Genomic DNA, 14,928 nt, shown 5'->3' on the forward strand with positions numbered 1-14,928 from the left:
GTCTCAGTGGTCGTGCTCGTGCCCCTGGTGCCCGTGCTCCGGGTGCTCGTCGTCCTCGTCGAAGTCCGCGACGCCGCGCTTCCAGTAGCCGGTGATGTCGTGGTCCTCCTTGGACAACCCCAGTTCCTCGCGCACCCAGCGGCGCAACGGCTTGATCACCCCGGCCTCGCCCGCGATCCACGCGTACAACCGCGCGCCCTCGGGCCTGGCGACGGTGCGCACCGCGCGCTCCAGCACGTCGCTGCTCCCCGGCGGGACGTCGCCCCGGTGCAGCCAGTGCACCCGCACGTCCTCCGGCGCGGACAGCTCGATCTCCTCACCCGCGTCCGCGACCTCGATGAACGCCCAGCCCGCCGCCGTGCGCGGCAGCTCCTCCAGCCACCGGGCGATCGCGGGCAGCGCGGTGATGTCCCCGGCCAGCAGGTACCGGTCGTAGTCGTGCGGCACGATCAGCCCGCCGGGCGGACCGGCCACGTGCACCACGTCACCCGGCTTCGCCGCCTGCGCCCAGTCCGAGCCCAGGCCGCCCGCGTGCAGCGCCACGTCGACGTCCAGCTCGCCGCTGACCGGGTCGTAGCGCCGCACCGTGTACTCGCGCGAGACCGGCGCGGGCCTGGGCCAGCGCAGCACGTCCCCGTTCGGCTCGGGCAGCCGCAGCTCCCCGCGCTCGTCCGGGAAGATCAGCTTCACGTGCTCGTCGGGCGAGTGCGCCTCGAAGCCCTCGGTGCCCGGCCCGCCGAGCGTGACCCGGATCAGCCCGGACCCCAGCGGCGCGGTGCGCACCACCTCGGCCGCGCGCACCCGGATCGGGTAGCCGACCTTCTCCGCCCCACCGGCCTGCCCGGCGCGCACCTCGGCGATCCGCTCGTGGTGCCTGCCCCGGTGGTCGACCCGGCGCGGACGGCCAGCCGCCCCGCTCACGAGCCCACCACCAGCGCCGTCCAGTGCGCCAGCTCCGGCTGCTCGGCCAGGTCCGGGAACTCCACCTCGGCGCCTGCGGCGCGCCAGCGCTCCACCAACCCCATGACCCGCACCGAGTCCAGGCCCAGGTCCAGCAGGTCGGCGTCCCCGGCCAGCTCCTCGGGCGCCACGCCCAGCACCTCGGCCACGTCCGCGCGCACCCGCTCGGCGGTCAACGACTGCTCGCTCATCCCTGCGCTCCAGCGGGAATCGGGGCCGACAGCGCGGTCAGCGCGTCGGCCGTGGTGGTCACGACGCCGCACCGCTGCGCGACGTACTCGCAGGCCTGGTCGTGCCGCTCGCGGGAGAAGTCCGCGACCGCGTCGCACACCAGGAACGGCCGCACGTCGCGCATGAACGCCTCCACCGCGGTGGCCTGGCAGCCGATGTGCGCGTACACGCCGGTGATCAGCAGCTGGTCACGGCCCAGCTCCGCCAGCCGGTCGGCGAAGGCGCTGCGCTGGAACGCGCTGTAGCGCCACTTCACCAGCACCTCGTCGCCCTCGCGGGGCGCCAGCTCCGGCACCACGTCGGCGGCCGACGGGTCGGCGTCGATCACCGCGCCGATGCCCGCGCCCCAGAACTCGGTCAGCAGCCCGCGGTCCTGATCCGCCTGGCGGCCGGGCTGCGCGGTGTAGAACACCGGCGCGCCCACCTCGCGGGCCGCCGCGACCAGCGCCGCGATGTTCGCGACCATCTCCGGAACCGGGGCGCCCGCGTACGGCGCCAGGAAGTAGCGCTGCGCGTCGTGCACCAGCAGCGCGGCGCGCGCCGGGTCCGGCGTCCAGGCGACCCGGCCCTCGGGCAGCTCGGCCGCCGTCGGCAGCGCGTACGGCTCGATCCTCGGCAACGACAACGCCCTCACCCCTCCTCGGCGGCGGCCAGCGCCGCGCGCAGTTCCCGCTTGCTCGTCTTGCCCACCCCGGTCACGGGGAACTCCGGAACCACCCGCACCAGGTCCGGCACCTTGAACGCGGCCACGCCCCGCTCGCGCACGAACCGGCGCAGCTGCGGCCCGGTCGGCTCCGCGCCGCCCGGCACCGGCACCACGTAGGCGCAGGTCCGCTCGCCCAGGTAGGCGTCCGGCACCGCGACCACCGCCGCGTCCAGCACCAGCGGGTGCGCCATCAGGTGGTCCTCGACCTCCTCGGCGGCGACCTTCTCCCCGCCCCGGTTGATCTGCTCCTTGGCCCGGCCCACCACCTCCAGGTGCCCGGACGGCAGGCGCCGCACCAGGTCCCCGGTCCGGTAGAAGCCGTCCTCGGTGAACGCGGTCGCGTTGTGCGCGTCGGCCCGGTAGTAGCCCCGGATCGTGTAAGGCCCCCTGGTGAGCAGCGCGCCCACCTCGCCAAGCGGCACCTCGGCGTGCGAGGGCGCGGCCGGGTCGTCCGGGTCGACCACGCGCACCTCGTCGTCCTCGGAGATCGGGCGGCCCTGCGTGGTGAGCGCCAGCTCCTCCGGCTCGTCCAGCCGGGTGTAGCAGACCAGGCCCTCGGCCATGCCGAACACCTGCTGCAACCGGCAGCCCAGCGCGGGCCCGATCCGCGCGGCCAGCTCCCGGCCGCACTTCGCGCCGCCGACCAGCAGAACGTCCAACGTGGACAGATCGCGGTCGGTGCGGGCGGCGGCCTGGGTCCACGCGGCGGCCAGCGGCGGCACCACGCCGGTGATCGTGACGCCCTCGGCCTCGATCAGCCGGAACGCGGTGTCCGCGTCCGGGCGCGGGGCCAGCACGATCGTCGCGCCCGCGTGGACCGCGCCGAGGACGCCGGGGCTGCTCATCGGGTAGTTGTGCGCCACCGGGAGTGCGACCAGGTACACGCTCTCCTCGGTCAGCTCGCAGATCCGGGCGCTCTCCCGGACGCTGCACAGGTAGTCGTCGTGGGTGCGCGGGATCAGCTTCGGCAGTCCCGTGCTGCCCCCGGAGAGCTGGAGGAACGCCACGCCCGACGGATCGGGCTCGGGCAGCTCGCGCGGCGGCGTCGACGCCAGGTCGGTGAACTCGGGCGTGCCCACCACGAGCACGTCCCGCACCGAGGGCGCCTCGGCCGCCACGTCCCGCGCGGTGGCCGCGTGGTCGTGCCGCTCGTGCACGCCCGTGGTGATGATCGCGACGGCCTCGGACTGGCGCGCGAAGTGCGTCAGCTCGCTCCGCCGGTGCGCCGGGAGCGCGAACACCGGCCACGCGCCCGCCCGCCACAGCCCGAACACCACCGGCAGGAACTCCGGGACGTTCGGCAGTTGCAGCACCACCCGGTCCCCGGCGCCGATGCCGCGCGCGACGAGTCCGGCGGCGACCCGGTGCGCCCGCTCGTCCAGCTCCGCGTACGACCACCGCGAGGTGACGCCGTCCCGCTCGCCGACGACGGCGGTGCGGGTGGGGTGCTCGCGCGCGGTGTCGCCGAGCAGCGCCCCGAGCGTCCGCCCGGCCCAGTGCCCGGCGGCCCGGTACCGCTCGACGAACTCCGGCGGCCACGGGGTGTGGTCGCGCTGGTGGCCGTGCCCGGTGGGGTCCGCGGTGCTCGATCCGGTGCTCACGCCACGTCCCCCAGCCCGAGCGCCCGCAGCATCGTCCCGAACTTCGCGCCCGTCTCCACGACCTCGGCCGAGGGCGAGGACCCGGCGACCACCCCCGCGCCCGCGAACAGCCGCGCGGTGTCGCCGCACACCTCGGCGCAGCGGATCGTCACCACCCACTCGCCGTCACCGGCCAGGTCGGTCCAGCCGACCAGGCCCGCGTAGTAGCCGCGCTCCCGTGGTTCCAGCGCGGTGATGGCGCGGGCGGCCCGCTCGGTCGGCACCCCGCACACGGCGGGAGTCGGGTGCAGCGCCTCGGCGAGGCCGAGCGCGGACGAGGCGGGGTCGTCCGGGTCGGTCAGGCGGCCGGTGATCGTGGTCGACAGGTGCAGCATGGTCGGGGTGGCGATCACCACCGGTGCGGGCACGTCCAGCTCCGCGCAGAACCGCCCCAGCACCCCGGCGACCTGGGCCGACACGTGCTCGTGCTCCGCGAGGTCCTTGGCCGAGGCGAGCAGCGCGGCGCCCCGCCGAGCGTCCTCGACCGGGTCCCCGGTGCGCGGCAACGACCCCGCGAGCGGGTTGGCGACCACCCGGTCGCCCCGGCGCGACACCAGCAGCTCGGGACTCGCGCCGACCAGCGTGCGGGTCGCGGGGTCGCCGGGCGCGGAGACGTCGATGGCGAACGCGTGCGCGGCCGGGTCGGCGGCGACGAGCCGGGCCAGCAGCTCGGGAACCTCCAGCCGGTGCGGGGCCGTGACGTCGAGCGCGCGGGCCACCACCACCTTGGCGAGCTCACCGGCGCCGATCATCTCCAACGCCCGCGCGACGGCGTCGGCGTAGGCGGCGGGGGAGGGGGACGGCGAGACGCGCCAGCCGGGCGCGGAGGGGAGCGCGCTGTGGGAGGCACGGGGGGTGCTGTTGACGGGGGTGTCGCTGCCGGGGGCGCCGGTGGTGCCGTTGTTGGCCGCGCCGGGGAGACCGTTGTTGATCGCATCGGGAGAGCCACTGTTGGCTGCGCCGGGGGCGCCGCTGCCGGCCTCGCTGCCCGCCGCACCACGGGCCCCGCCGCCCACCGCGCCCATGGCGTCGGCATGTGCCGCGCCGCTCGCTGCGCCCGTGGCGTTGGCGTGGACCGCGTTGACCGCCGCGCCCATGGCGTCGACGTGTGCCGCGCCGCTGTTGGCCGTCCCGACGTTCGCCGCCCGGCTGTTCGCCGAACCGCCGTTCGGTCCCGCGTCGATTCCCGGCTCTGCGTCGATCCCCGGTCCGGTGCCGATCCCCGACCCCGAATCGTGCGCGGCCCGTGCTGTCCGGTGCGCCCATGCGGTCTTCGCGGCGGGGGAGGGTTCGGCCCTCCGCACCACCGCGGGCACCACGAGGCTGCTGTCGGCCCCGGCCGCGAAGCCCAGCGCGCCGACCACGACGGGGTTCTCCACCCCGAGCTCGGCGGCCTCCCGCAGCGCCCGCGCGGCGGCGTGCGCCCGCCGGCCCTTGGGGGCGTCGACGTTCGCGTGGACCCCGTCCGCGAGCAGGGCCCCGCGCGCCGACGAGAAGTAGAACGACCCCGGCAGGTAGGCGGCCAGCAGGTCGGCGGCCCGGTGCGCTGGGCGCGGCCTGACCAGTGCGGTTGGTGGCAAGGCAGAACGTCCTTTCCGGCAGGTGCGCGAGGGGTGGGGGAGCGGTCCGCGGTGATGACCACGTCACTTCCCGTTAATTTTGGTTAGCCTAACCTAACTAGCCGGTGCTGCGGCAACGGTGTTCCTGATCACCCTTGGTCACCACGCCTCACGACCGGGGCACCACGTCCGTGCCGCCCCGGCGGGCCGTCACGCCCGGAGCGTCGCCCCGCCGTCCACGTACAGGTCCTGCATGGTGATGTGCCGGGCCCGGTCCGACGCCAGGAACAGCACCGCCTCGGCGATGTCGCCGGGGTCCGCGATCCGCTTCAGCGGAATCCCCACCCGGTACCGGGCGAGGTCCCCCGCGATCACCCGCTCGGGCCCGTTCCCGTCCGTCCACAGCGCCCGCTGCATCGGCGTGTCCGTCGAGCCGGGCGAGACGACGTTGCACCGGACCCCGTGCTCGGCGACCTCCAACCCCAGGCAGCGCGCCATCATCGTGGCGGCGGCCTTGGACGCCGCGTAGGCCCCCATCCCGCTGCGCGGCACACCCGCCGCGTTCGACCCCACCAGCACCAGCGCCCCCGACCGCCGGGCGACCATGCGCCGGGCGAGCGAGCTCAGCACCGTGAACGCGCCGGTGGCGTTGACCGCGAACGTGGCGGCCCAGTCCTCCTGCGAGACGCCGCACAGCTCCCCGCCGCGCAGCACCCCCGCCGCCGACACCCCGACGTCGATGGGCCCGAGCTCGCGCTCCGCGTCCGCGATCACCCGCTCGACGGAACCCGGATCGGTGACATCGGCGAGGTACCCGGTGATGTTCCCGTGGGACGGTGCGTCGTGCAGGTCAACCGAGGCGACCCGCGCCCCGGCCGCCGCGAGCGCCGAGGCGACCGCCGCCCCGATCCCGCTCGCACCCCCGGTGACCAGTGCGGTCTTCCCGGCGAAATCAGCTGTGGATACCCCGTTGCCACCCACCGGCACGCCACTCCCCCTAGATCACGCTTTGGTTAGCCTTGCCTAAGCTAAACGCAAAGCGCAATTTCCGGAAGCCGCCCTCCCGGTGATCGGAAGCACCACGGGTGACGGGACGGGCGCACGTGGTAACGCCAGGAGGGTGACAGAGCGCGCCCCCTGGGGGAAGGGCCACAGTCCCCACCGCCACCCCGCCCGCTCATGCGCGAGGGCGCGCCGGGACCGGAATCCCGACGCGCCCCCACGACCTCCGGCGCCGGCTCAGCCCCAGGTGGGCCGCTCCACCCCGACACCACCCGGAACCGACGCCCGCGAGCCCGCCGCGGCGGGCGGCTCAACCCCGGCGCACCGAGTCCCCTCGCGCGGCACCTCCAGGTCCACCAGGTACCGGTCCGTGTGCCCGTCCGCGCACGCACCGCGCCCGTAGACCCCGTGCCCCCAGCCCTCGTACGTCAGCAGCACCGCAGCGCCCCGCCCCTGCCGGTGCGCGCCGACCGCCCACGAGTACGGCGTCGACGGGTCGTGCAGCGCGTTGAGCATCAGCACCTTCGGCGTCCCCGGCGCGACCCGCCACGGCCGCTGCGGGTTGTCCACCGCGTCCGCGCGCCCCTGGCAGGCCGCGATCGCGCCCTCGCCCAGCGTCGAGCCCTCCATGTTCGGGGCCAGTTCCAGCGACCGCGCCCGCAGCCGGGCGAACTCGCGGTGGTCGCGCAGCGGCAGGTTCCAGTCCTGGCAGAACACCTCGAACGGGTTCTCCACCAGCTCCGGCTCCGGAGCGCCCGCGCCCGCGACCGCCGAGCCGCCCTGCGCCTCCAGCGCCACCAGGAAGTCCGCGATCGCCGACCACGACGGCCCGTACAGCGCGCCCAGCACCAGCGACCGCAGGAAGGCCCGGTCGAGCACCAGGCCCGGAGCGTTCGGGTGGGTCAGCTCGCCCCGCTCGGCCCGGTCCAGCAGCTGCTTCCACAGCGCGGGGACGTCCCGACCGTGCAGCGCGCACGACTCGTCGCGCCCGCACCACGCCACGAACTCCACGAACGAGTCCTCGGCGCCCACCGCCTCCCTCGTGCCGAACTCCCAGGTCCCCTGGTCGTGGTCCATGTTGCTGTCGATCACCATCGCCCGCACCCGGTCGCCGTGCCGCTGCGCGTACTGCTGGCCGAGGAGCGTGCCGTACGAGATCCCGTAGTAGGAAAGCTCCCGCTCGCCGAGCGAGCGCCGCACCGCGTCCATGTCCTCGACGCCGCTGAGCGTGTCCACGTGGTCGAACAGCGGCCCGGTGCGCTCGCGGCAGTCGGCGGCCAGTTCCCGGTTGTACCGCCGCAGCGCCTCGAACTCGGCCTGGTCCGCCGGGTAGTTCGACGGCTGCTGCGCCACCTTCTCCGCCGAGCACACCACCGGGTTGCTGCGCGCCACCCCGCGCGGGTCGACGCCGATCACGTCGAACTTCGCCAGCAGCTCGGCGCTGAAGTACGCGTCGGCCGCCATCACGAAGTCCACGCCGGAACCGCCCGGCCCGCCGGGGTTGACGAACAGCACCCCCTTGCGCGCGGCCGGGTCGGTGGCCTTGCGCCTGGCCAGCACCAGGTCGAACTTCTCCCCCCTGGGCTTCCCCCAGTCCACCGGCATCCGCACGGTCCCGCACTCCACCGAGGGCATCTCCCCGCACGGCCCCCAGGCGATGTCCGCCCGGTACCCCGCGTCCCCCCGCTGCTCGACCTGGGCGCCCGCCACCCCGGTGACCACACCCGTCACCAGCGCCCCGCAGACCACCACCGCGCCGAGCGCCCGAGAAATCCGTCGCACAGGTTCCCCTTCCTTCGCATCCGGACCCCCGCAGCCTCCCCGAGCCCGCCGACCGGTCACAGCGGCCGGGCGAGGGCACTGCGGTCACCCGAACGCCCCGCCGATCAGCCGCCCCACCCCGGTCGGGTCACCTCCGGCAGCGCGGGCGCCCCGCCCTCGGCCACGGCGGTCACCGCGGGCTCCACCGCGGCGCACCGCGTCCCCTCGCGCGGCACCACCAGGTCCACCAGGTACCGGTCAACGGCCCCGTCCACGCACCCGGTCCGCCCGTAGACCCCGTGCCCCCAGCCCTCGTACGTCAGCAGCACCGCCGCCCCCCGCGCCTGCCGGTGCGCGCCGACCGCCCACGAGTACGGCGTCGACGGGTCGTGCAGCGCGTTGAGCATCAGCACCTTCGGCGTGCCCGGCGCGACCCGCCACGGCCGCTGCGGGTTCACCACCGCGTCCTCGCGGCCGACGCACCCCGCGACCGCGTCCTCCACCAGCGTCGACCCCAGCATGTTCGGCGCCAGCTCCGCCGCCCGCGCCCGCAGCCGCGCCAGTTCCCGGTGATCGCGCACCGGAACGCTCCAGTCCTGGCAGAACACCGCCTCGAACGGGCTCTCCACCACCTCGGACGCCACCTCGGACGCCACCTCGGGCGCGCCGCCCTGGGCGTCGAGCACCGCCAGGAAACCCGCCAGCTCCACCCACGACGGCCCGTACAGCGCGTTCAGCGCGAGGCTGCGCAGGCCCGCCGCGTCCAGCCGGGCCGCAGGGTCGTGCGGGAGCACCAGCTCGCCGCGCCCCGCCCGCGCCAGCAGCGCGCGCCACAGCGCGGGGACGTCCCGACCGTGCAGCGCGCACGACGGCGTCCGCCCGCACCACGCCGCGAACTCCAGGAACGAGTCCTCCGCCGCCACGGCCTCGGACCCGCTGAACGCCCACGTGCCCAGGTCGTGGTCCATGGTGCTGTCGAGCACCATCGCCCGCACCCGGTCGCCGTGCCGCTGCGCGTACTGCTGCCCGAGCAGCGTGCCGTACGACAGCCCGTAGTACGACACCTCCCGCTCACCCAGCGAGCGCCGCACCGCGTCCATGTCCTCCACGCCGCTGAGCGTGTCCACGTGGTCGAACAGCGGCCCGGTCCGCTCCCGGCAGTCCGCCGCCAGCTCCCGGTTGTACCGCCGCAGCGCCTCGAACTCCGCCCCGCTCGCCGGCGCGTTGGACGGCCGCCGCGCGAGCACGTCCCGCGAGCACACCACCGGCGTGCTGCGCTCGACCCCGCGCGGGTCGACGCCGACCACGTCGAAGCTCGCCAGCACCTCGGCGCTGAAGTGGCGCTCGGCGTCCAGCGCGAAGTCCACGCCGGAACCGCCGGGACCACCGGGGTTGACCAGCAGCACCCCCTTGCGCCTCGCCGGATCGGTGGCCTTGCGCCTGGCCAGCACCAGGTCGAACCCCTCGCCACCCGGCTCGGCCCAGTCGACCGGCATCCGCACCGTCCCGCACTCGGCGGCGGGCAGCTCCGGGCACGGCGCCCAGGCGATCTCGGCCCGGTACCCCGCGTCCCCCCGCTCCTGCGGCTGCGCCCCCGCCACGCCCGTCACCACACCGGCGACCAGCGCGCAGGAAGCCGTCATGACACCGAAAACCCCGAAGACCCGTCGCACGGTCCCTCCCCCTGGCTCCTGGAACCCGCAGCCTCCCCCGCCCGCGACACCTGGGGCAACGACCAGCAGCGGTCACCCGAAGCACCCCGGCCCAACGCGCCGCCCCGCGCCGACCGGGCGGGTTTGACACCGCCGCCCGGCGTAGCAGACGATCACCCGCGTATCACCGCAACAAGCGCCCGCGCAGGGGAAGACCGGTCGAATTCCGGCGCTGACCCGCAACGGTAGGCCGTCCCGCGTGACGGCGAGCCCGAATGCCTGGGCGGGCGCTGAACGCTCCTGAATCACCGTCGTGGTCCGCGGTGGGAGCCTGGGACGGGGTGCGCGCCGCCACGCGGCCGGGCCCCGCGCGGGCGTCTTCGCGCGGGCCGGTCCCGGAAGGCGGAACTCCCATGGCCGCAGCGGCTCCGCGCGGGCTGCCGGTCCCGACCGTCGTGCTCGCCCTCGTCGTCGCGCTCCTCGGCTCGGTCGTCTGCGGCCTCGCCCTCGGCGCCGCGCGACTGCCCTTCGACCAGGTGCTGCACCTCGTGCGGGCGGGCGCGCTCGGCGGCTGGATCGACCCCGGCGAGGTCTCGGCCTACCAGATCGTCTGGGAGGTGCGGTTGCCGCGCGTGCTGCTCGCCGTCGTCGTCGGGGCCGGGCTCGCCTCGGTCGGCGCGGCCAGCCAGGCGCTGGTGCGCAACGCCCTCGCCGACCCGTTCGTGCTGGGCGTGTCCTCGGGCGCGTCGGTCGGGGCCACCGCCGTGATCGTGCTCGGGGTGTTCGGCGCGCTGGGCGTGCACGCGCTGTCGGTGGCCGCGTTCCTCGGCGCGCTCGGCGCGACGGTCCTGGTGCACCTGGCCGCCCGCAGCCGGGGCTCGGTCACGCCGCTGCGGCTCGTGCTCACCGGGACCGCCATGGCCTACGGGTTCTCCGCCGTCACCACGGTCCTGGTGTTCCTGGCCCCGCACGGCGACGCGGCCCGCTCGGCCCTGTTCTGGCTGCTCGGCGGACTCGGCGGCGTCACCTGGGCCTCGCTGCCGGTCGCCGCCGCCGTCACCGCGGCGGGCGTGCTGTTCCTGCTGCTCAACGCCCGCGCTCTGGACGCCCTGGCGATGGGCGACGAGACCGCGTCCGCGCTCGGCGTCGACCCGTCCTCGTTGCGCCGCGAGCTGTTCCTGGTCTGCGCGCTGGTCACCGGCTGCCTGGTCGCGGTCAGCGGCGCGGTCGGGTTCGTCGGCCTGATGGTGCCGCACGTGACCCGCATGGTCGTCGGCGCGGGCCACCGGGCGCTGCTCGCGGTCGCGCCGCTGGTGGGCGCGGTGCTGCTGGTGTGGGTCGACCTGCTCGCCCGCACCGCCGTCGCCCCGCAGGAGCTCCCGCTCGGCGTGCTCACCTCGGCCATCGGCGTCCCGGTGTTCGTGTGGCTGATGCGCCGCCGCGCCTACGTGTTCGGAGGTCGTTGATGCGGGTCCGGGTCGAGGGGCTGACCGTGGAGGTCGCGGGCGCGGTGCTGGTGCGGTCGGTGACCGTCGAGGCCCCGGCGGGCGCGGTCGTCGCACTGGTGGGGCCCAACGGCAGCGGCAAGTCCACCACGCTGCGCTGCGCCTACCGCGCGCTGCGCCCGACCGCCGGGCTCATCCGGCTCGGCGACGACGACCTGCTCTCGCTGCCGCACAAGGAGACCGCGCGGCTGGTCGGCGCGCTCCCGCAGGAGCACCACGTCGAGTTCGACTTCACCGTCGCCGAGGTCGTCGCGATGGGCCGCACCCCGCACAAGCCCGCGCTGCGGGGCGACACCGACCACGACCGCGAGATCTGCGCCAGGGCGCTCGCCCAGGTCGACGCGGAACACCTGGCGCACCGGGGTTTCCTGACCCTGTCCGGCGGCGAGCGGCAGCGCGTCCTGATCGCCCGCGCGCTCGCCCAGCGGCCCCAGGTGCTCGTGCTCGACGAGCCCACCAACCACCTGGACATCCGGCACCAGCTGGAGGTGCTGGCGATCGTGCGCGCCACCGGCGTGACCGCGCTGGTGGCGCTGCACGACCTCAACCTCGCCGCCGCCCACTGCGACCTGCTGCACGTGCTCGCGGACGGCGCCGTGGTCGCCTCCGGCCCACCCGCCGAGGTGCTCACCGAGGAGCTGGTGGCCGAGGTGTTCGGGGTGCGCGCGCACGTCCTGCCGCACCCGGTCACCGGCCGCCCGCACCTGTTCTACGACACCGCGCTGTGACCCGCCTTCCCACGACCCGCCTCCCCACGACCCTCCTTCCCGCGACCCGGTCCCCGCGCCGCGCCCCGTCCCCGCACCGAGAGGCCCCACCCGTGCCACGCACCCGCCCCACCGCGACAGCGCTGACCGCCGCCGCGCTGAGCGCCCTGCTCCTGTCCTCCTGCGGGGCCTCCGTGCGCCCGCAGGCCGAAGCGCCGCAGGCGCAGGGCTACCCGGTCACCGTCACCAACTGCGGCCAGGAGCTCACCTTCGACCGCGCCCCCGAGCGCGTCGTCGCCTACGACAGCGGCATCGTCGAGACGGTGTTCGCGCTCGGCCTGACCGACCGCCTCGCCGGGTACGTCATGTCCGGCAGCAAGAACAACGACATCGAGGGCTCGCCCTGGAAGGCCGAGTACGAGCGCGCCCCCAGGCTCGGCGTCGACCGGATCAGCAAGGAGTCGATCCTGGAGGCCGGGGCCGACTTCGTCTACGCGGGCTGGAACTACGGCTTCAGCGAGGACCGGGGCCTCACCCCGGCGCACCTGGACGAGCTGGGCGTGCGCTCCTACGTGCTCAGCGAGTCCTGCCGCAACGGCGTGGGGACCACCTCGCGCGGGACCATGGCGCCCCTCGAAGCCCTGTACACCGACCTGCGCAACCTCGGGAAGATCTTCGGCGTCCCCGAGCGGGCCGAGCGGCTGGTGGCCGAGTACCAGGAGGTCGTGCGGCAGGCGGAGGCGACCGTCCCGGTGGATCGCCCGCGCCCCAAGGTGTTCCTCTACGACTCGGGCGCCGACAAGCCGTTCACCGGCGGGAAGTACGCCGCCTCCAACGAGATCATCACGCGCGGCGGCGGCGACGACGTCATGTCCGGGGTGCTCGACAGCTGGACCACGGTCACCTGGGAGAGCGTGGTCGAGGCGAACCCGGACGTCATCGTGATCAACGACTACGACGTGCCCAGCGCCGAGGACAAGCGGAAGTTCCTGGAGACCTACCCGCCGCTCGCGCAGGTCCCCGCGGTCAGGAACGGCCGCTTCCTGGTCCTGCCGTACGCCGCGCTCGTGCAGGGCCCGCGCAACCCGGCCGCGATCCGCACCGTCGCGGACTACCTCAACGGGCTCTGACCACCTCCCGCCGGACGCGCGCCACCACGCGTCCGGCGGGCAGGCGGGAGGTCAGCTCACCCCGGCCATCAGCGCGTTCACCCCGAGCGGACCGCGGACGGGGGCGTCCGACGCCGGCCACGGCGCGGCCACCTGCTTGCCCGACACCGGGAGCCGGAACGACACGTGGGCGACCGGGTAGGTCGTCCCGCCGGTCCCGGTCGGCGACCAGAAGTAGACCACCGGGCCCAGGAAGTCGTCGGTGACGTGCTTGGTGTCCGCGTCGTCCTGCGGCGGGTACTGCGTCACCGGGACGGGCAGCACCTCCAGGTCCGAGGTGTAGAACTTCAGGTCCGTCACCGCGCCCAAGTCCACCAGGCACTCGGCGCCGGACCTGGTGTTCACCCTGGCCACGAACATCGCGCGCGAGGGCGAGGGCGAGTGCCCCCGCCACACCTGGATCTTCAGGTCGTCCGCCGGGCAGTCGGGCGGGACCGCCGCGTCCGCGCCCGCCACCCCGGCGACCACCGAGGTGAGCAGCGCGCCCGTCGCGGCGATCGCGACGAGCCCCCGGCGCAGTCCGCTCTGCACTGAACCCACGTGTCTCCTCCTTCGTCTCGCGCTTGGTGCGCTCTGGTGACACGGAGCCGCGAGCGGAACGGGTGCACGGCCGGGGCGGGGCGCTTCGGGGACGCTTCGGTGCGCCCCCGGCGTTCCTCGTCCGTCACTCCTCGTCCGGCACCCACTCCAGCAGGTCGCCCGGCTGGCAGCCGAGCACCCGGCACATCGCCTCCAGGGTGCTGAACCGCACCGCCTTCGCCCTGCCGTTCTTGAGCACCGCCACGTTCGCCGGCGTCAGCCCCACCAGCTCGGCGAACTCGCCCACGCTCAGCTTGCGCTTCGCCAGCTCCACGTCGATCCGCACGACGATGGCCACCTCAGATCACCGAGTCCAGGTCGGTGCGCAGCGCGGTCGCCTTGCGCAGCAGCGCGCGCATCACCACCATCAGCAGGCCCACCACCGTGACGCCCAGCGCGACCAGCAGGAACAGCATCGGGCCGCCGGGGTCGTCCGCGCGCAGCACGACCCAGGTGAAGAACCCGGACACCAGCAGCCAGCACGCGCCGATCGCCCACACGATCGCGTCCACCCAGCGCAGCGCCGCGTCGGTGAAGATCCGGTCCTGGCTGACCAGGGTGAGCAGCTTCCAGGTGGCCACGACCACGACCTGCGCGCACAGCACGAGCAGCACGCCCAGGATCGTCAGCGGCCACCGCTGGTCCGCGCCCTCCGGGTTGGTGCGCGCCATGTGCTCGAACTGGCCGGGGATCGACAGGGTCTGGAACACCACGAGCAGCGCGAAGAGCAGCACGAGGAAGACGCGGAGGCAGGCCACCGCGAGTCTTTCGGTCAACATGCATCGAGTCTCGCTGGCTATCTATCGAAAGTCAATCGCTAACTCTCGACAGTCGAGCGGTTACCGGGGGTCCCGCAGGTGCGGGACCCCCGGACGGTCAACCCACCTGCCCCCGCAACGCCCCCAGCCGCACCGGGCCGTGCAGCGCCGACGGCCACGCGGCCGTCAGCCGCGCGTCCAGCGCGGGCATGGTGAACGAGACGGTGGCGGCCGGGTAGGGCCCGGTCCCGGTGTCGAACGCGGACAGGAACGCCTGCGCCGGGTCCTGCTCGATCACCTCGTGCGGGGGCTGGGCGCTGCTGGTCAGGGGCACGTCCAGGACGCTCCCGTCCGCGGCGTGGAACCGCACGTCGCGCAGCTCCCCGCCCACGATCGAGCAAGCCGGGCCCGGCGTGCGGCCGACGCCGAACGCGAACAGCCGCACGCCCGGCTCGGGCACCCACGGCACCTCGTCGACCCGCGCCCTCAGCCGCTCCGCCCCGCACTCGGGGAGCGCCTCGGCGCTCGCGACCCCCGTGCCGGTCGTGCCGAGCACGACGGCCGCCACGGCGGCGGTGGCCAGCGCTCGGCCGGCGGTGGTCCTCAGTGAGCTCACATCTCCTCCTCGGTCGGTCGCCACCCGGATACGCCGAGGGGGCCGTCGAGGATGAACCGGGCGCGGCGACCGCTTCGGGACCA

The 14,928-nt window shown here is 75.0% G+C and carries 15 protein-coding genes; 3 read left to right on the plus strand and 12 right to left on the minus strand.

Annotated features, from left to right (window positions below; all coding sequences use genetic code 11):
* Positions 1-3: 3 nt before the first annotated feature.
* The 8 genes from CNX65_RS13805 to CNX65_RS13845 form a co-directional block, all read right to left on the minus strand.
* Positions 4-921 (minus strand): siderophore-interacting protein, encoded by a 918-nt coding sequence (locus tag CNX65_RS13805; protein ID WP_096493183.1) that lies wholly within the window; start codon positions 919-921, stop codon positions 4-6.
* Complete coding sequence (locus tag CNX65_RS13810; protein ID WP_096493185.1) at positions 918-1,151, minus strand: phosphopantetheine-binding protein; 234 nt, start codon at positions 1,149-1,151, stop codon at positions 918-920. The genes CNX65_RS13805 and CNX65_RS13810 overlap by 4 nt, the downstream gene beginning before the upstream one ends.
* Positions 1,148-1,816: an isochorismatase family protein gene (locus CNX65_RS13815; protein WP_096497771.1), complete on the minus strand. Its 669-nt coding sequence runs from the start codon at positions 1,814-1,816 to the stop codon at positions 1,148-1,150. The genes CNX65_RS13810 and CNX65_RS13815 overlap by 4 nt, the downstream gene beginning before the upstream one ends.
* Positions 1,817-1,821: 5 nt before the next feature.
* Positions 1,822-3,498 carry a (2,3-dihydroxybenzoyl)adenylate synthase gene (locus tag CNX65_RS13820; protein WP_096493187.1) on the minus strand — a complete coding sequence of 559 codons (1,677 nt, stop codon included), beginning with the start codon at positions 3,496-3,498 and terminating at the stop codon, positions 1,822-1,824.
* Positions 3,495-4,634: an isochorismate synthase gene (locus CNX65_RS13825; protein WP_096497772.1), complete on the minus strand. Its 1,140-nt coding sequence runs from the start codon at positions 4,632-4,634 to the stop codon at positions 3,495-3,497. Before CNX65_RS13825 ends, CNX65_RS13820 begins: the two co-directional genes overlap by 4 nt.
* Positions 4,635-5,306: 672 nt before the next feature.
* Positions 5,307-6,077, minus strand: a complete 771-nt coding sequence (gene dhbA, locus CNX65_RS13835; RefSeq protein ID WP_096497773.1) for a 2,3-dihydro-2,3-dihydroxybenzoate dehydrogenase — start codon at positions 6,075-6,077, stop codon at positions 5,307-5,309.
* Between the two features lie 258 nt (positions 6,078-6,335).
* The gene (locus CNX65_RS13840) at positions 6,336-7,880 is read right to left on the minus strand and encodes an alpha/beta hydrolase (RefSeq protein WP_096493189.1); all 1,545 of its coding nucleotides are present in this window, start codon (positions 7,878-7,880) and stop codon (positions 6,336-6,338) included.
* Between the two features lie 104 nt (positions 7,881-7,984).
* Positions 7,985-9,502: an alpha/beta hydrolase gene (locus tag CNX65_RS13845; protein ID WP_096493191.1), complete on the minus strand. Its 1,518-nt coding sequence runs from the start codon at positions 9,500-9,502 to the stop codon at positions 7,985-7,987.
* Between the two features lie 422 nt (positions 9,503-9,924).
* Between CNX65_RS13845 and CNX65_RS13850 the strand changes: the two genes are divergently transcribed.
* The 3 genes from CNX65_RS13850 to CNX65_RS13860 all read left to right on the plus strand — a co-directional run bounded on the left by CNX65_RS13850 (position 9,925) and on the right by CNX65_RS13860 (position 12,853).
* Positions 9,925-10,977, plus strand: coding sequence for a FecCD family ABC transporter permease (locus CNX65_RS13850; protein WP_096493193.1), 1,053 nt, complete (start codon positions 9,925-9,927; stop codon positions 10,975-10,977).
* Positions 10,977-11,744, plus strand: coding sequence for an ABC transporter ATP-binding protein (locus CNX65_RS13855; protein ID WP_096493195.1), 768 nt, complete (start codon positions 10,977-10,979; stop codon positions 11,742-11,744). Before CNX65_RS13850 ends, CNX65_RS13855 begins: the two co-directional genes overlap by 1 nt.
* A 92-nt stretch (positions 11,745-11,836) precedes the next feature.
* A complete protein-coding gene (locus CNX65_RS13860) occupies positions 11,837-12,853 on the plus strand; it encodes an ABC transporter substrate-binding protein (protein ID WP_096493197.1) in 1,017 nt (338 codons plus the stop codon).
* 51 nt (positions 12,854-12,904) lie between these two features.
* Here CNX65_RS13860 and CNX65_RS13865 read toward each other — a convergent pair whose 3' ends face one another.
* From CNX65_RS13865 to CNX65_RS13880, 4 genes are all read right to left on the minus strand, one after another.
* Positions 12,905-13,432, minus strand: coding sequence for a hypothetical protein (locus CNX65_RS13865; protein ID WP_157767633.1), 528 nt, complete (start codon positions 13,430-13,432; stop codon positions 12,905-12,907).
* A 124-nt stretch (positions 13,433-13,556) separates the two neighbouring features.
* The gene (locus CNX65_RS13870; RefSeq protein WP_015801556.1) at positions 13,557-13,769 is read right to left on the minus strand and encodes a helix-turn-helix domain-containing protein; all 213 of its coding nucleotides are present in this window, start codon (positions 13,767-13,769) and stop codon (positions 13,557-13,559) included.
* A gap of 1 nt (position 13,770) precedes the next feature.
* Complete coding sequence (locus CNX65_RS13875) at positions 13,771-14,250, minus strand: DUF2975 domain-containing protein (protein ID WP_096493201.1); 480 nt, start codon at positions 14,248-14,250, stop codon at positions 13,771-13,773.
* Between the two features lie 97 nt (positions 14,251-14,347).
* Entirely contained in the window at positions 14,348-14,845 is a 498-nt protein-coding gene (locus CNX65_RS13880) for a hypothetical protein (RefSeq protein WP_096493203.1), read from the minus strand.
* Positions 14,846-14,928 lie beyond the last annotated feature (83 nt).

The organism is Actinosynnema pretiosum (genome assembly GCF_002354875.1).
Classification (GTDB): Bacteria; Actinomycetota; Actinomycetes; order Mycobacteriales; family Pseudonocardiaceae; genus Actinosynnema; species Actinosynnema auranticum.

Excerpts from the sequence above, each read along its gene's own strand:
- CNX65_RS13810 (WP_096493185.1), bottom strand. The coding sequence starts at position 1,151 with ATGAGCGAGCAGTCGTTGACCGCCGAGCGGGTGCGCGCGGACGTGGCC.
- CNX65_RS13825 (WP_096497772.1), bottom strand. The coding sequence starts at position 4,634 with ATGGGCGCGGCGGTCAACGCGGTCCACGCCAACGCCACGGGCGCAGCG.
- CNX65_RS13845 (WP_096493191.1), bottom strand. The coding sequence starts at position 9,502 with ATGACGGCTTCCTGCGCGCTGGTCGCCGGTGTGGTGACGGGCGTGGCG.
- CNX65_RS13850 (WP_096493193.1), top strand. The coding sequence starts at position 9,925 with ATGGCCGCAGCGGCTCCGCGCGGGCTGCCGGTCCCGACCGTCGTGCTC.
- CNX65_RS13855 (WP_096493195.1), top strand. The coding sequence starts at position 10,977 with ATGCGGGTCCGGGTCGAGGGGCTGACCGTGGAGGTCGCGGGCGCGGTG.
- CNX65_RS13875 (WP_096493201.1), bottom strand. The coding sequence starts at position 14,250 with ATGTTGACCGAAAGACTCGCGGTGGCCTGCCTCCGCGTCTTCCTCGTG.